Annotated in this window: 16 protein-coding genes; 12 read left to right on the forward strand and 4 right to left on the reverse strand. The window is 37.0% G+C overall.

From position 1 onward, the window contains the following. Positions 1–57: 57 nt before the first annotated feature. Positions 58–381: a heavy metal-binding domain-containing protein gene (locus AC1DNH_RS12860; protein ID WP_029274899.1), complete on the reverse strand. Its 324-nt coding sequence runs from the start codon at positions 379–381 to the stop codon at positions 58–60. Positions 382–557: 176 nt separating this feature from the next. Between AC1DNH_RS12860 and AC1DNH_RS12865 the strand changes: the two genes are divergently transcribed. Further along, complete coding sequence (locus AC1DNH_RS12865) at positions 558–3,656, forward strand: VIT domain-containing protein (RefSeq protein ID WP_477608940.1); 3,099 nt, start codon at positions 558–560, stop codon at positions 3,654–3,656. A 59-nt stretch (positions 3,657–3,715) separates the two neighbouring features. Here AC1DNH_RS12865 and AC1DNH_RS12870 read toward each other — a convergent pair whose 3' ends face one another. Continuing rightward, positions 3,716–4,237, reverse strand: a complete 522-nt coding sequence (locus AC1DNH_RS12870) for a 5' nucleotidase, NT5C type (RefSeq protein ID WP_477608942.1) — start codon at positions 4,235–4,237, stop codon at positions 3,716–3,718. A 143-nt stretch (positions 4,238–4,380) separates the two neighbouring features. On the opposite strand from AC1DNH_RS12870, the gene AC1DNH_RS12875 reads away from it, so the two are divergent. From AC1DNH_RS12875 to AC1DNH_RS12925, 11 genes are all read left to right on the forward strand, one after another. Further along, on the forward strand, positions 4,381–4,953 hold the full coding sequence (locus AC1DNH_RS12875; RefSeq protein ID WP_029274896.1) for a 30S ribosomal protein S16: 573 nt from the start codon (positions 4,381–4,383) through the stop codon (positions 4,951–4,953). A 140-nt stretch (positions 4,954–5,093) separates the two neighbouring features. Continuing rightward, the gene (gene rimM, locus AC1DNH_RS12880; protein WP_477580951.1) at positions 5,094–5,621 is read left to right on the forward strand and encodes a ribosome maturation factor RimM; all 528 of its coding nucleotides are present in this window, start codon (positions 5,094–5,096) and stop codon (positions 5,619–5,621) included. Between the two features lie 288 nt (positions 5,622–5,909). After that, on the forward strand, positions 5,910–6,344 hold the full coding sequence (locus tag AC1DNH_RS12885; RefSeq protein WP_477580953.1) for a hypothetical protein: 435 nt from the start codon (positions 5,910–5,912) through the stop codon (positions 6,342–6,344). A 102-nt stretch (positions 6,345–6,446) separates the two neighbouring features. Beyond that, positions 6,447–7,121, forward strand: a complete 675-nt coding sequence (gene trmD / locus AC1DNH_RS12890; protein ID WP_477580954.1) for a tRNA (guanosine(37)-N1)-methyltransferase TrmD — start codon at positions 6,447–6,449, stop codon at positions 7,119–7,121. 64 nt (positions 7,122–7,185) lie between these two features. Continuing rightward, positions 7,186–7,821, forward strand: a complete 636-nt coding sequence (locus AC1DNH_RS12895) for a response regulator (protein ID WP_215165259.1) — start codon at positions 7,186–7,188, stop codon at positions 7,819–7,821. Continuing rightward, on the forward strand, positions 7,799–9,580 hold the full coding sequence (locus tag AC1DNH_RS12900; protein WP_477580956.1) for a sensor histidine kinase: 1,782 nt from the start codon (positions 7,799–7,801) through the stop codon (positions 9,578–9,580). The genes AC1DNH_RS12895 and AC1DNH_RS12900 overlap by 23 nt, the downstream gene beginning before the upstream one ends. Positions 9,581–9,699: 119 nt before the next feature. Continuing rightward, positions 9,700–10,548 carry a WG repeat-containing protein gene (locus AC1DNH_RS12905; protein ID WP_477580958.1) on the forward strand — a complete coding sequence of 283 codons (849 nt, stop codon included), beginning with the start codon at positions 9,700–9,702 and terminating at the stop codon, positions 10,546–10,548. Positions 10,549–10,560: 12 nt separating this feature from the next. Beyond that, a complete protein-coding gene (locus AC1DNH_RS12910; protein WP_477580959.1) occupies positions 10,561–11,034 on the forward strand; it encodes a hypothetical protein in 474 nt (157 codons plus the stop codon). Positions 11,035–11,073: 39 nt separating this feature from the next. Continuing rightward, positions 11,074–11,562 (forward strand): hypothetical protein, encoded by a 489-nt coding sequence (locus AC1DNH_RS12915; RefSeq protein ID WP_477580961.1) that lies wholly within the window; start codon positions 11,074–11,076, stop codon positions 11,560–11,562. A 231-nt stretch (positions 11,563–11,793) separates the two neighbouring features. Beyond that, positions 11,794–12,141: a 50S ribosomal protein L19 gene (rplS, locus tag AC1DNH_RS12920; RefSeq protein ID WP_025141628.1), complete on the forward strand. Its 348-nt coding sequence runs from the start codon at positions 11,794–11,796 to the stop codon at positions 12,139–12,141. Between the two features lie 187 nt (positions 12,142–12,328). After that, positions 12,329–13,387, forward strand: coding sequence for a mechanosensitive ion channel family protein (locus AC1DNH_RS12925; RefSeq protein ID WP_477580963.1), 1,059 nt, complete (start codon positions 12,329–12,331; stop codon positions 13,385–13,387). 260 nt (positions 13,388–13,647) lie between these two features. Here AC1DNH_RS12925 and AC1DNH_RS12930 read toward each other — a convergent pair whose 3' ends face one another. After that, positions 13,648–14,307 carry a phosphatidylserine decarboxylase family protein gene (locus AC1DNH_RS12930; RefSeq protein WP_215165271.1) on the reverse strand — a complete coding sequence of 220 codons (660 nt, stop codon included), beginning with the start codon at positions 14,305–14,307 and terminating at the stop codon, positions 13,648–13,650. 55 nt (positions 14,308–14,362) lie between these two features. Beyond that, a complete protein-coding gene (gene hpt, locus AC1DNH_RS12935; protein WP_477580966.1) occupies positions 14,363–14,905 on the reverse strand; it encodes a hypoxanthine phosphoribosyltransferase in 543 nt (180 codons plus the stop codon). Positions 14,906–15,014 lie beyond the last annotated feature (109 nt).

The raw sequence follows: 15,014 nt of genomic DNA on the forward strand, positions 1-15,014 counted from the left end.
TTCCCGCACCGGAAAGACTTTCTTGTTTTTGCTTAGTTTTCGCAATAAGCAAATTTCTTAATCTTCTAAAATTACAGCTGTACCATTGGCGCTCACCATTAACATGCTGCCACCGCTGCCTACCGTTTCATAATCTAAATCTACACCAACAATTGCGTTTGCGCCTAATGCGGCTGCATACTGTTGCATTTCGTTAACTGCTGTATCTTTTCCCTCTCGTAAAACGCGTTCATAAGAGCTCGATCTGCCCCCTACTATATCTGTTATGCCAGCAAATAAATCTTTAAAAATATTTGCGCCAATAATTGTTTCTCCAGTAACAAGACCTATATATTTTACGATTTTTCTGCCCTCAACTGAAGGCGTTGTGGTTACTAACATAGTTTCAGTTTTAATAATTAGAACAATTTTTTTTAGAAATGTTACATTTTTTTTGAAAAGCCCATTTTATATTTCTAAAAGAGTTTTTTTACTTCCAAAACCAAAAAAAGATGAAGCTTCGAAAATAAATTTATGTAATTACCAATGGTTTTGCATCACTATTTAAAATTACCATTATGAGACCATCTAAAACCTTACTCACCCTTCCCCTATTATTGGCCATATTTTTTGTTCAGGCGCAAATGCCTGTTTTAAAGGTGCAGCAAGCCGAAACCAGCGAGCAAAAAGATGCTGTTAAACTTAAAAAGTTAAATATTGATGTGCAGATTACCGGAAATATTGCTAAAACGGTAATGACGATGACCTTCCACAATAACAGTAACCGAATTTTAGAGGGCGAATTAACATTCCCTATGCCCGAAGGAGTAAGCATTAGCCGTTATGCTTTAGATATAAACGGAAAGATGCGTGAGGCTGTTCCGGTAGAAAAAGCGAAAGCAACGGAGGTTTTCGAAAGTATTGAACGCCGTAGGATAGATCCGGGCTTGTTGGAAAAAGTTGAAGGAAATAATTTCCGTACCAGGATTTATCCCCTACCTGCAAATGGCAATAGAACCATAACTGTAGGTTATGAAGAAGAGTTAAGTTTTAATAATAAGAATGTTTTAAAATATCATTTGCCATTAGATTATAACCAGGCCATTGAAAAATTTTCGTTAAAAACTACCGTTTTTGAAAGTATCATAAAACCAGAACTTGGTGAACAGCCAGACGGCAGCTTTGACTTAAAAGCCAATGGAAATACCTATGTTGGACAGATCGATAAAACCAACTATCAGCCTAAAAATGGTTTGACTATTAATCTTCCAAAGAGAAATGATCTGACAGAAGTGCAAATGCAAAAAGCATCAACAGGTTATTATTTTCTGGTTAATGTTTTTCCTAAAACTGAAAGCCGTCAAAAGCAGTGGGCTAACCAAATTGGTTTAATCTGGGATACATCTTTAAGTGGTCTGCAGCGCAATACCGAGAAGGAAATAGAACTGCTGGATTTAATCATCAGGCAAAAACAAAATTTAACCATCCAGTTAGGCTTGGTTAATAATGGTTTTAAAAACGCAGGCACTTTTGTCATCTCAAATGGTAACTGGACACAGTTAAAAGATAAACTGAAGAATCTAGTGTATGATGGGGGAACAAATTTCAGCGCCATAAACACTAAAAGCCTGCAGGCCGACGAATATATTTTATTTACTGATGGACTTTCGACATTCGGAAAAAATACGGTTAGCTTAAATAAACCGGTTCATTGTATCAACACAGCGTTTAAAGCTGATTATAGCACCTTGAAATTTATCAGTATGAAAACCGGCGGACAATTTGTAAACCTCAATTCCACCTCGGTTGCTGAGGCTTTTAAACAATTGAATCAGCAAAACCTTCAGTTTTTAGGGATTAAAAATGGAGTAGATGTAAGGCAGACTTATCCTTCAATGAAAGTAACCGTAAACGGGCATTTTTCGCTGGCCGGTATTATGAATGCGTTTAATACGGAATTTACGTTGCAGTTTGGTTTTGGAAATACTGTTGTTTCAGAACAGGTTGTTCGGTTAAATGCTACGGAGCATACTTTGAGCAGTATTGATGTTAGCCGCGTTTGGGCACAGAAGAAAATTACTGAAATGGACATTCAATATGAGGATAATAAGGATGATATTAGTGTTTTGAGTAAACAGTTTGGCATCGTTACCCGTAATACCAGCCTCATCGTGTTAGAAAATCTTGATGATTACCTGCGTTATGATATTGTGCCTCCTGTTGAATTGCAACAGGCCTACAATGCGGCTTTAAAGCAGCGCAGAACAGCAATTCTGGAACGTAAGCAGGATTTAATCAATGCTGCGATAGCAATGACCAAAGAACTGAAAACCTGGTGGAATACCGATTTCTACTATAAAGAACCAGGAAAGAGGGAAGAGAGATATCCTGATCCAGGGCAAAGGGATGTAAATGGAGATCCCACAGGCAATATTGCAATTTCTGATCCAGTTGGCGAAGGAAGAAGAAGCGCGCTTGTTGCTGAGCAAGTACGCGAGAGAAGAAGAGCAGAATCGGCAAGTCAGATGAGAATGCCAGCTGCGGCTGCGAAGCAGGAATTGGCCACTAGCGAAAACAACGCCCTTAATGAAGTTGTGGTCGTGGGATACGGTACTCAGCGAAAATCATCCGTTACAGGCTCAGCAGTAACCGTTAGTGGAAAAGATTTACAACGAGGTTCATCAAATGAAATAATGAGTCTGTTGCAGGGAAAATTAGCGGGGCTTAATATTACACGATCCACAGGAACGGTAGAAACCCAGCCCGCCATCGTTATCCCCGAATTTAAAAGTGATAAAGATTATATGAAAAACCTGGTTGGAAAACCAGACAGTGCTTATCCGGCTTATTTGAAAATGCGCTCGAAATACATTTCAACACCAATGTTTTATTTTGATGTGGCCAATTGGTTTTATCAGCAGAAAGATAGTGTTAAGGCACTCACCATTTTAAGTAATATTGCCGATCTGGACCTCGAAAATGCCGATTTATATAAAACTTTGGCCTATAAATTAAAGCAGACCGGAAATTATAAAGATGAACTTTTTATTACGCAGAAGGTTTTGCAATGGAGGCCTATGGATGCGCAGAGTTACCGCGATTATGCTTTGGCACTAGCAGATAATGGGCAATACCAGGCTGCGCTTGATCATTTATATAAGGTACTTACCCAAAGTTATAACAGTCAGATTGCCGATCGAGATCAAGGAATCGAGGAGATTGTGATATCCGAAATCAATAACCTGATTGCAAAACATAACAATAGCTTAAGTACCAAAGGGATTGATAAAAGGTTAATCCAGCCTTTGCCAGTAGATGTGCGCGTGGTGCTCAACTGGAATAAGAATGATACTGATATCGATCTATGGCTAACCGACCCAACTGGTGAAAAAGGATTTTATGGAAATTCGAGAACAAAAATAGGTGGCAGGATCAGCAACGATTTTACATCAGGTTATGGCCCTGAACAATTTATGATTAAAAAAGCAATAAAGGGAAAATATAAAATCGAAGTTAACTATTACGGTGATAGGCAGATTAACATTAGCGGACCAACAACCGTAACTGCCGAGATTTATACCCGATATGCCACAGGTAAACAACAAAGAAAAGTAATTGTATTGCCTATGGCGGCTGGAAGTAGCGGCGGAAACCTGGTAGGCGAATTTAATTTTTAGGATTATATTAACTAATTGCATTCATGGGCGTCGACTTAAGTCGACCCCTATGATTAATATTATAGTAATAACCCCGCTACCTCCTCCCAGGTATTTACACGTTCATATTCGGTTACAAGCAAATTATGTGGCGATGTAAATAATAAAGGGCGACCAGCAAAATTGACAAAGTTTTTAGTGCGGTCGTCAATTATAATATCAACATTCACAATTTTATTTCCGCAGAACATAATGTGCTGCCAGTCGATGAAAGGAAAATGCTCGGTCATCCAATCGTACTTATCAATCAATGAATTTCGGAACTCCATCGCCGCCGAAACAATATAAACATCATATTTCTCTTGTAAGGCCTTAATTACGCGTTGACTATCTTCGATAACTTCAAGATCTCGGAAAAAACCAGGTTCATTTATATATTCGAACCATTTCTGGTTAATCTCTTGCGGGACATGGTGATAGATTTCGTTTCCGGCATCAATTTTTAAATCTAAAGGAACGTTAAAATCCCGGTTATATAGTTTAATAAATTTTCCAAGGGCATCGGCAATTACCTCGTCCATATCAATCGCAATTCTTTCCATTTGTACCTGCAAATATTTCGGCGCAAATATCCTGAAAACAAAGAAATTAAACTATGTTTTTAATTTACAGTATTTTAGTTATCTTTGCAGCCCCGCAGCATGAAGCTCCGGGAACTATGTTGAATACATAAATACAAAAAGAAATGGCAACTAAAATCAGATTGCAAAGATTCGGTAAAAAAGGAAAACCTTTTTTCCACGTTGTGGTAGCAGATTCTCGCTCTCCACGTGATGGTAAATTTATTGAGCGTTTAGGTTCTTACAACCCAAACACCAATCCTGCAACCATCGAAATTAACTTCGAAAAAACTTTAGCTTGGGTTAACAGTGGTGCACAACCAACTGATACTGCTCGTGCCATCCTTTCTTACAAAGGTGTTTTGTACAAAAAACACTTAGAAGGTGGTGTTAAAAAAGGAGCTTTAACTCAAGAACAGGCAGATGAAAAATTTGCAGCTTGGTTAGATGCTAAAGCAGGTAAAATTTCTGGTAAATCAGAAGGTTTAGCTACTTCTAAAGCGGATGCGCGTAAAGCGGCATTAGCAGCAGAAGCTAAGAAAAAAGAAGATAAAGCAGCAGCTATCGCAGCTAAAAATGCACCAGTTGCAGAAGAAGTTGTTGAAGAAGAGGTTACTGAAGAAGCACCAGCTGTTGAAGCTGAAGCAACTGAAGAGGCTCCTGCAGCAGAAGCTACTAAAGAAGAAGGAGCAGAATAATTTTAATTATTTTGTCTCATAAAATAGCGTTCCGAATTTCGGAACGCTATTTTTTTAACTAAAAATGTCATCCTGAGGCACGAAGGATCTGTCCCATCATTAGCAGATCCTTCGTGCCTCAGGATGACAAATACAATTATATGAAACACGAAGAAGCATTTTATATTGGTTACGTTACTAAAACGAGGGGTTTAAAGGGAGAAGTTCAGGTATTTTTCGAATTTGACGAGTACGAACAGCTCGAATTTGATGTGGTATTTGCCGATATGAATGGTAAGCTTGTTCCCTATTTTGTGGCTTCGGCAAAACTGCAGGCCAATAAAACAGGCTATTTTAACTTTGATGATGCTGATCATATTGATAAAGTGCAGCCGCTATTAAAAAAGAAATTATACCTGCCCCTATCGCAAATGCCCGAACGCGAAGAAGGAGAATTTTTCTATACCGATTTTAAAGGCTATTTAGCAATAGATGAAACCTTGGGCGAATTGGGCGAGATTTTGGAAGTAAACGAATATCCGCAACAATTTGTGGCTACAGTGATATATAAAGAAACCGAAATCCTGTTCCCGTTAAATGAAGATTTTATTGTAGAATACGACGAGGATGAAAAAACATTAAACCTCGATCTGCCAGAGGGTTTACTAGATATTTATCTGGAAAACTAAAAATCAAAAACATTTACGTGTTTTACTATTGCTAAGCCTGTTTTGTAAAAAAAGCAATCTTTTAATAAAATATTCTAGATATATTAAAATACTTAATTCAGGTTTCCAGGCGGACAATCAGTACGATCGAATCAGGAAGTGTGTTCCTTTAACCGTATTGGCGCTAAAAATGGCCCGGGTTTTTGATAAGCCTGTTGAGGAAATATTTGAACTGGAGGAGGGCGATTAACAGATAATGTTTTTTAAGAAAAAATTGTTAATTTGGATCTCATACTAACCAAAATTAACATGCTCAAAAGAATATCAAAAATTGCAGTAATTTTCCTTACAGCGCTAACCATCTTTTCTTGTAAAACCGTACAACAGGCTAATTTAAAAGAAATCAAACCATTTGTTGGCATCTGGAACGATACTACTAACCCAGGAAGTAAGATTGTTTTTAAAGCGGATGGAAGTTTTTACAATATCGCCAATGAAGGTGGTGTACAGATCATCACGCATAGCGGTACATTTAAAATTTTGTCAAACAACATGTATGTGCTAAATATTTCGGATGCAAGGGCCGATGCTACTTACGATCTTAAAGGCAGGCAATATGCAAACTATTACACCTTAAGTAATGACAAAAAAACAATGAAAGTAAGCGGTGTTGTTGACGGACGGAACGGTAGAAAGCCGTTGCAATGGGCGAGCGATCTGATAAAGGTTAATACGCTGGATTAATATTTACCACAATGAATTTCTATAAGAGCCAAAATTGATACTGAGTATAGCAAAATTCTCCTTCAGGCTATAGACTTCAGACTAAAGGCTTACCTTTGCACCATGCGTTTCGATATTATAACAGTTTTACCCGCTTTATTAGAAAGTCCGTTTGCTCATTCTATTTTGCAACGTGCACAAAAAAAAGGCATAGCCGAAATTGTTGTGCATAACCTGAGGGATTATGCAACCAACAAACAGAAAAGTGTTGATGATTACCAATATGGCGGAGGGAGCGGTATGGTAATGAGTATTGAGCCTTTTGCGGCCTGTATCGAAAAGCTTCAGTCAGAAAGAGAATATGATGAAATTATTTTCATGAGTCCCGATGGTGTTACTTTAAACCAGAGCACGGCCAATGAATTATCTATTAAAAAGAATATCATTATTTTGTGTGGACACTACAAAGGCATAGATCAGCGTATACGCGATATCTTTGTTACCAGGGAGATATCAGTTGGTGATTATGTTTTAAGCGGTGGCGAGCTTCCTGCAGCGATTGTGGTAGATGCTGTTGTGCGTTTAATCCCGGGTGTTTTAAATGATGAAACTTCTGCCCTATCTGATAGTTTTCAGGGAGAACTGCTTGATGCTCCTGTTTATACCCGCCCGGCAGACTGGCGTGGACATAAAGTGCCCGATGTTTTATTAAGCGGTCATGAAGCTAAGGTGAACGAATGGAGGCATGAACAAGCATTGGAGCGAACTAAAATCCGCCGTCCTGACCTTTTAGAATAAAATTTCCTTGTAAATTATAAAGGTAAATTCTATTTTAGGAGAAACGCTTCTAGTTCCTGATAATATGCCCAAACAGATCGTTATTTGTGATGACCATTTACTTTTTTTAAACGGCATTTCCGAATTGCTTAAAAATACCGGGAAGAACTACGGCATTTTTAAATTCAGCGATGTACATTCTTGCCGAAACCATTTAATGCATAACATTGCTGATGTTTTCATCTGTGATTTAAATATTAACCACTTTGATGGATTTGTATTGATCGAAGAACTCAGATCCCAACTAAAAAACACCAAAATAATTGTTCTCACTGCTTATTACGAAGATTTTCTGATTCAAAAAGCAAAGAAACTAGGTGTGAATGCTTTCCTGAAAAAGGAAACACCTGCCGAAGAGCTTATCAGTATTATCGAATCAAATAAAGACACAACGTTTTATACCAATAAGAGTTATAAAAAAGGCGAGAGTGTGTATAGTGCCATTGATGGTTCAATTGTCAATAAATTCCGGATATCCAGACAGGAAAAAGAGATTATTAAATTAATTATCAAAGGATTAACCAGTAAGGAAATTGCTGAAGTCCTATTTATCAGCATAACAACCGTAACAACCCATCGGAAGAACATCCACCGGAAGTTGGAAATCAATAACAGCAGTTCGCTCATTAAGTTTGCTCATGAGAATAATCTACTTGATTAGCTTTCTGCTATTCCCGCTACTCTCTTGTGCACAAATCACAAACAAATCAATATCTGTAATATCCAGCTACGCTGTAGACCAAAATTCATCGTGGACGAGCGGGATACTCCAACAACAAAAATTTCATCCGTTTAAGCAGAATAGCAAGGTTAATATCGGCTACAACAAAGATGCGGCGGTATGGTGCAGATTTATTGTGAAAAATATAAACACTTCACAAAGTACTAAAACATGGTTGTGTTTTAACAACAACCATATCGATAGCCTTAGCCTTTATGATGGTAGATTAATTAAAACCATTGGCGATAGAACGGTTGGCCAGAGTCCGTTTATTGAAACCCTGGCATTTGAGCTTAATCTGCAACCAGGGGAAGAAAAATTACTTTGGGTACGGGTTAAAAAAGAGACTTCCTTTTTAGATTTTTCTTATAGTTTGGAAGATCAAGCTTATTTAGAAAGCAAATCATCTCAAAAAACAGCATTGACATCTTTTTTTATCGGTATGGTGTTTTTGCTGCTCATGATCAATGGGATATTGTTTTTCATGACTAAAAACAAGTTATACGGATATTACATTGGCTATTCTATATTAACGGTGTTTTACACAGCAATTACAACCAATTTCGCCAAGCACGTTTTATTTCCCGAGTTTAGGTTTTTTAGCGAGGGCCGGGTTTACACTGGAGCACTTTGGTATATTGCCCTGAGTATTTTTCTTGGATATTTTTTAAAGTTAAAAGAAAACCAGCCCGTTAAGCATAAGTTAATCATAGTGCTTGGTGGCATAAACTTTTTGTTGATTTTAATCTCTATTTCCTTATTGGTGTTTTATAAGGGTTTTGAATTTCGTTACTTTTTTGTGTTAGGCTACATCATATTCCTGGCTTCTATCGTCGTACTTTTCTGGGCGGCATTAACGCATCTAAAAATTGAAAAAACCCAGGCTATTTATGCGCTTCTTGCCTTTGCTCCGCAGTTTGTATGGGGTGGGTGCTTAATTTTAAAGACCTTTGAAATTATTCCAAAATCACTGAGCGATAATTGGATGTTGTTTATCGGTCTTTATGAAGTGTTTTTGTTCGGCTACGTTTTATCAAGAAATTACATCGATATTTTTTTGAAGAACAACGAGCTGATGCAACAGGTTATTTTCGAAAAAGAAAGCTCATTGAGGGCCATTAGTGAGGTTCAGCTACGTGAGCGGAGAAACATCGCTAACATTATTCATGATAATGTAGGGAGCAAGATTGCGCATATTATTCATCTTTTTGACATGAAGAATGCCGAGCTTGCCAAGCAAACAATTAACGAACTGGCTGAGGATATCAGAGAGATCTCTCATAAAATTCTGCCGAAAGCACTTGATGAAGGCGCTTTGATATCTAGTTTACAAAGCCAGATCTCAAGTCTGAACGCAGGTTTGACGGACGCGAAAATTGAGCTTTTCTGTTACGATTTTCCTGATAAAATTGATGAAAAATGGATTTACGATTTATATCTTATCGCACTGGAAGTTATAAACAATGCCATTAAGCATGGTAGCGCTGAGTTAATCACCATCGAACTTTATAAATATCCCAAAAATTACCATTTTCAATTTACGGATGATGGGCTCGGCTTCGATCTGCAGAAAACAAGCAGGGGCTTTGGGCTCGAAAACATCGAAAAGAGAGTAAATTACTACAAAGGTAATTTCGAAATCAGTAGTGTTAGAAACGAAGGCACTATTATTCAGATCAACATCCCATCCAATCGCTAGTCTTTAACTTTTTCATTAATTCTGTATATGTAAATATACCCTTTATTGGGTATTTCTGCCCGGGTATCTTTAGCATACTTTAGCTTAATAAAAGCAATACACCCTTTAAATTAATGGAAATGAAACAATTACTTACGGCAGTACTAAGTGTGCTGGCTATTACGGGTTATGCACAAGACTTAAGTCCAAAAAAGAACGAAAGTGGAAAATACGGATTTGTAGACAAGGCGGGAAAAGAAGTGATCCCTTTTAAATACGAAAAGACCGGATACAGCTTCCACGAGGGATTAATTGCGGTTAAACTAGATGGGAAATATGGATTTATAGATGAAACAGGAAAGGTAGTTATCCCATTCAAATATGATGATGCCATTTACTTTAAAGATGGTTTTGCACAGGTTGAGCTAAATAAGAAATCGGGTTATATCGATAAAAAGGGTAAGGAAATCACCGCTCTAAAATACGATGTTGCCTTTGATTTTTATGAAGGTATTGCCAAGGTGAGACTAGACGAGAAATATGGTTTTATTGATGTTACGGGCAGAGAAATCACTCCTTTAAAGTACGAAGACGGAAATAACTTTAAAAATGGTTATGCAAGTGTGAAACTAAAAAACAAATGGGGTTTTATCGATAAAACGGGCAAAGAATTTACAAAGTTTAAATACGACTATGCAAAAGATTTTAATGATGGGGTTGCTCCTGTTGAAAAGAATAAACTCTATGGCGCCATTGATCAAAACGGAAAAGAAATCATCCCTTTCAAGTATAGGTTCATTGCTGATTTTGAGGATGGTTTAGCTAAAGTTGGACTTAATGGAAGAGAGGGCTTTATAAACAGAACAGGCGAAGAAGTTATACCGATTAAATACGATGCGGTTGGTAGCTTTGAGAATGGAGTGGCCAGGTTTAGATTAAACGGCAGATGGGGAGCGATGGATAAAACAGGTAAAGAAATTACACGATAAATAAACATAGACATGAAAAAATTAACAGTATTGTTTTTTTTGCTTTATGGCTTTTTTGCCTTTGGTCAGGAGACTTACGAGAACAAAAAATTAGCCCTTATTAACGATATTTTTTATAAAACCACAAGGCAAAACATCAACTCCTTTATGAAGGATAAAGGTTTTGAAAAAGGAGACGTTGAAGAAGGGGAAGGTGATGTTAAAGAAATATTGGCCTTCGACTCCAAATTTGACATGATGGAGGTGTCTTACGCGAAAAGTGGTAAAATTTCGACTATAGTTTGCATTTTTTCAGGTGCGATTAATGTGGCATTTATCGATATGGAGCTAAAAAATAAAGGATATACAGCTAAAGTTGTTAAACAATCTATAGATGGGCAGCCGGTTAATAAAAATATCTGGAGCAAATCCGGAACGAAGTACAATTTTGTTACCTATGCCGATGAAAAGGAAAAAATTGGCGTTTTAGGCTATGGCGTGTATTAGGACTGGTCGTTAAAACCCTGGCCTGCTTAATTAATAAAAATGAAACTCAAAGGCGCAGAAAAACAGTTCTGGTGGCATTTTGGACATATTACCGAAGCTAAAAATATCCCTACAGAACTGCCTGGTTTTGCCAGTATCGATTCGATGGTTGATGATGAGTATTTAGCCATGCTTTTTGCAAAAGTTTCGGTTATGGGGAGTATTTATTTAAAAGAAACGAGAGTGACCGATGAAGGGGTGAAATTGATCAGCAATGTTAGGCAACTTAAAGATTTAACCCTGATGAAGCATGAAAATATTACTAAAGCGTGTTTGCCTTATCTGAACAAACTGACCGATCTGGAATACCTCGATATCTGGAGGACTAAAATTCGCTTAGAAGATATAACGGTTTTAAAAGATTTAAAAAACCTTAAAGAACTGTATATATCGCCTCAAGACGAAGGGATGGAAGAAAGTCAGGATACCATTTTAGAAAAGATAATAAAAGCGGAGGAAACCTTGCCTAATTGTATTATTCACACTTGATACCATCAATAGGTAAATATTTTACCTCAGGATATTAAACACTAAATTCGCCATATATTAGGGAATAAGTGCTCTCCTGATCTTTTGGAATAGAAGCATTTAACACAATCGAATGTGGAATTCATAAAGAATGTGGAAAAAATTAAAATAGGTTTTTTTTTCTCAAAAAAAATCCCTAATATTGCAATCCGATTTTCACGGGATGAAATATCGATTTAATAGCTTAAAATCATGGATTTAGTAAAATTTGTTGAAGAGCAGGCCATCGCGAAAAAAGATTTTCCTGCGTTCAAGTCTGGCGATACAGTGAGCGTACACTATAAAATTCGCGAAGGTAATAAGGAACGTATCCAAATTTACCAAGGTGTTGTAATACAACGTAACAGTGCTGGTGCTAACGAAACTTTCACAGTTCGTAAAATGAGCAACAGTATTGGTGTTGAGCGTATTTTCCCTATCAATTCTCCAAACATTGAGAAAGTAGAAGTAAATAGCTATGGTAAAGTTCGTAGAGCGAAATTGTTCTATTTACGTGCTTTAACTGGTAAAGCTGCTCGTATCAAATCTTTGAGAAAATAATACTCTTTATTATAAGATATAGCCTTCACGATTAATTTCGTGGAGGTTTTTTTGTTTGTACCTTTGTTAAATGTTAGATTCTGCTTTTTTCGACCAAGTTTTTTGGGGTAACACCGTAAAAGCCTATTTCCTTTTTGGAGGGATACTTTTTTTAGGCTTAATGTTTAAAAGGATTGTATCAAAACTTTTGAGTAAACTGCTGTTTAAGCTCTTTAGAAACTTCTCTAATCAATCTCACGATGAAGCGTTCGTTGGGCTTTTACTTAAACCGATAGAGGTTTTTATTCTGTTAACCACACTTTATCTATCCATCAACCAGTTAAAACATCCGTTAGAGGTGGCTGTATTCCATTACAGCAAATTAATTGGCAAGGTTAAAGAGTTAATACCTGTAACAATTGGCGATTGTATTGACCGGATATTTTTGTTCGGGATCATCTTGTCTATTTTTTGGATTATTTTAAGGATAATCGACTTCATTAGCCATGTGCTTCTTTATAAAGCTTCGCTTACAGATAATAAGGCCGACGATCAACTGGTGCCCTTTTTAAAAGAGCTGTTTAAAACGATCGTAATCTTTATCGGTTTTTTTACTCTTCTGGGTTTTGTTTTCGAGGTTAATGTATTAACGCTGATTACAGGATTGGGTATCGGTGGTATTGCCATTGCTTTGGCTGCTAAAGAGAGCTTAGAAAACCTAATAGGTTCATTCACCATTTTTTTAGATAAACCTTTTACCGTTGGCGATCTGGTAAAGGTTGACGGTGTGGAAGGAACGGTTGAAAAAGTAGGTTTTAGGAGCACAAGGATCAGAACTTCTGAAAAAACGATGGCTACCATACCTAATAGGGGTATGATTGATGGTGTTTTAGAAAACCTTTCGCTCAGGAATTCGCGCAAGGTCTCTTTTATTATCGGGCTTACTTACGAAACCAATTCGGAGTCACTTAGAAAAATTATTACCGAGATAGAAAGTTACATCAATAATCATCAAGGTACCAGTGATGATGGAAATGCTTCCTTTAAGAGCTTCGGCGATTCGGGTTTAAATGTAGAGGTTAACTATTTTGTAACCGTGCTAAATTATGCCGAATTCCTTAAAATCAGACAAGAGATCAACCTTGAAATTATGGATATCGTTATCCGTAATAAGTCGGATTTTGCCTACCCTACACAACGATTAATCAGCGACAGGCCAGCTCCGGCAGGTAATAATGACGAGGTAGGTAATGATACTATGGATTAAGTGATTACGTACCCGATGATCGTCATGCTGAATTTATTTTACAAGTAGAAATAGTATTTTCAATTGCCTTGTAGCTACTACGTGGTCAGCATCTTTTCCTGCAGAATAGACCCTGAAATGTATTCAGGGTGACGACTAAATTAAAATATATATAGAATATCTTAAAGGGATATAAATCAACACCAAAATATTTGTAAATGAACAAAGAAGCCGACTTAGTATAAACTAAATCGGCTTTTATTATAAATTGTATTGTTCTTTTAGCTTAAAGTAGCTAGTGTAGTGATGCCGCCTTTTACAACCTGGTTAAGTTCTACGTTCACTTTTGTGCCTATGGGTAAAAACACATCAACCCTCGAGCCGAATTTGATGAAACCAAATTGCTCAGCCTGTACTACCTGATCGCCTTCTTTAACATACCATACAATTCTGCGGGCTAAAGCACCAGCAATTTGACGGAACAATACAGGGGTGCCATTTTTATGCTCTACAACAGTTGTAGTACGTTCATTCTCCGTTGATGATTTTGGATTCCACGCAGCAAGGTATTTTCCTGGATGATATTTGAAGAACTTTACCACTCCAGAAATTGGATTACGGTTAATGTGAACATTTATTGGCGACATAAAAATCGAAACCTGTAAACGTTTATCTTTAAAATATTCTCCTTCTTCTGTTTCTTCAATTACCACTACTTTGCCATCTGCCGGGCAGATAACCAGGTTTTCGCCCGAAGAAAAGCTGCGGCTCGGGTTTCGGAAAAACTGTAGTACAATAATAAATAATGCAGCTGAAAAGATATAAATGAACCAGCGCAACCAGGTTATATCGTGATATTTATAATCAACTACCGCATTGATTACGAAGATAAACAATATGCTTAAGGCAATGGTAGTGTAGCCTTCTTTATGTATGGTCATTGTTTTAGAAATTATTGGGCAAAGGTGCGAAAAATAAATTAATACAATCTAAAAATTATGCCTCGGTTGCTCTGTAAATATCAGTCAGGTTTCTACCAAGACCATTATAATCTAATCCGTAACCCACAACAAATTCGTTAGGTATTTCAAAACCAACGTATTCCAATTCTTCAATTTCATATTTTAAAGCACTTGGTTTAAGCAAAAGAGAAGCTACTTTAATTGAAGCAGGATTTTTTTCTTTTATCGTTTTTAAAATATGCATTAAGGTTAAGCCTGTATCAACAATATCTTCCACAATGATTATATCTCTGCCTTCGATGTTATCAGGCAGTCCGATTAATTCTTTTACATTTCCCGAACTTGCTGTACCTTCGTATGAGGCCACACGCATAAAAGCAACTTCGCAGGGTACGTTTATTTCCTTGATTAGATCGGCCATAAACAAAAAACTACCATTTAATACACCAATAAATAGCGGGCATTTGGCCTCGTAATCAACATTGATCTGGATGCCCAGTAAACGGATCCGTTTGTTTAAGGTATCGTTCTCTAAAAATATCTCGAACGCTTTATCCTCTACTTTTATTTTGTGCATGTTACTGTTGAAAGGTTATTGTTGTTTAATTGTATGAATCGGTTAATCGTGGGTTTTAACTAAGAACTGTAAACTACCAATTGCAAACTCGGTCATGGTTAATTGTTTA

This window comes from Pedobacter sp. 01N310 (assembly GCF_056399805.1).

Bases quoted from the DNA above. Each gene is read 5' to 3' on its own strand.
- rimM (WP_477580951.1), top strand. From the start codon at position 5,094: ATGAAACACGAAGAAGCATTTTATATTGGTTACGTTACTAAAACGAGG.
- AC1DNH_RS12930 (WP_215165271.1), bottom strand. From the start codon at position 14,307: ATGACCATACATAAAGAAGGCTACACTACCATTGCCTTAAGCATATTG.
- hpt (WP_477580966.1), bottom strand. From the start codon at position 14,905: ATGCACAAAATAAAAGTAGAGGATAAAGCGTTCGAGATATTTTTAGAG.
- AC1DNH_RS12875 (WP_029274896.1), top strand. From the start codon at position 4,381: ATGGCAACTAAAATCAGATTGCAAAGATTCGGTAAAAAAGGAAAACCT.
- AC1DNH_RS12900 (WP_477580956.1), top strand. From the start codon at position 7,799: ATGAGAATAATCTACTTGATTAGCTTTCTGCTATTCCCGCTACTCTCT.
- trmD (WP_477580954.1), top strand. From the start codon at position 6,447: ATGCGTTTCGATATTATAACAGTTTTACCCGCTTTATTAGAAAGTCCG.
- AC1DNH_RS12910 (WP_477580959.1), top strand. From the start codon at position 10,561: ATGAAAAAATTAACAGTATTGTTTTTTTTGCTTTATGGCTTTTTTGCC.
- AC1DNH_RS12895 (WP_215165259.1), top strand. From the start codon at position 7,186: ATGCCCAAACAGATCGTTATTTGTGATGACCATTTACTTTTTTTAAAC.
- AC1DNH_RS12865 (WP_477608940.1), top strand. From the start codon at position 558: ATGAGACCATCTAAAACCTTACTCACCCTTCCCCTATTATTGGCCATA.
- rplS (WP_025141628.1), top strand. From the start codon at position 11,794: ATGGATTTAGTAAAATTTGTTGAAGAGCAGGCCATCGCGAAAAAAGAT.
- AC1DNH_RS12885 (WP_477580953.1), top strand. From the start codon at position 5,910: ATGCTCAAAAGAATATCAAAAATTGCAGTAATTTTCCTTACAGCGCTA.
- AC1DNH_RS12905 (WP_477580958.1), top strand. From the start codon at position 9,700: ATGAAACAATTACTTACGGCAGTACTAAGTGTGCTGGCTATTACGGGT.
- AC1DNH_RS12915 (WP_477580961.1), top strand. From the start codon at position 11,074: ATGAAACTCAAAGGCGCAGAAAAACAGTTCTGGTGGCATTTTGGACAT.
- AC1DNH_RS12860 (WP_029274899.1), bottom strand. From the start codon at position 381: ATGTTAGTAACCACAACGCCTTCAGTTGAGGGCAGAAAAATCGTAAAA.
- AC1DNH_RS12870 (WP_477608942.1), bottom strand. From the start codon at position 4,237: ATGGAAAGAATTGCGATTGATATGGACGAGGTAATTGCCGATGCCCTT.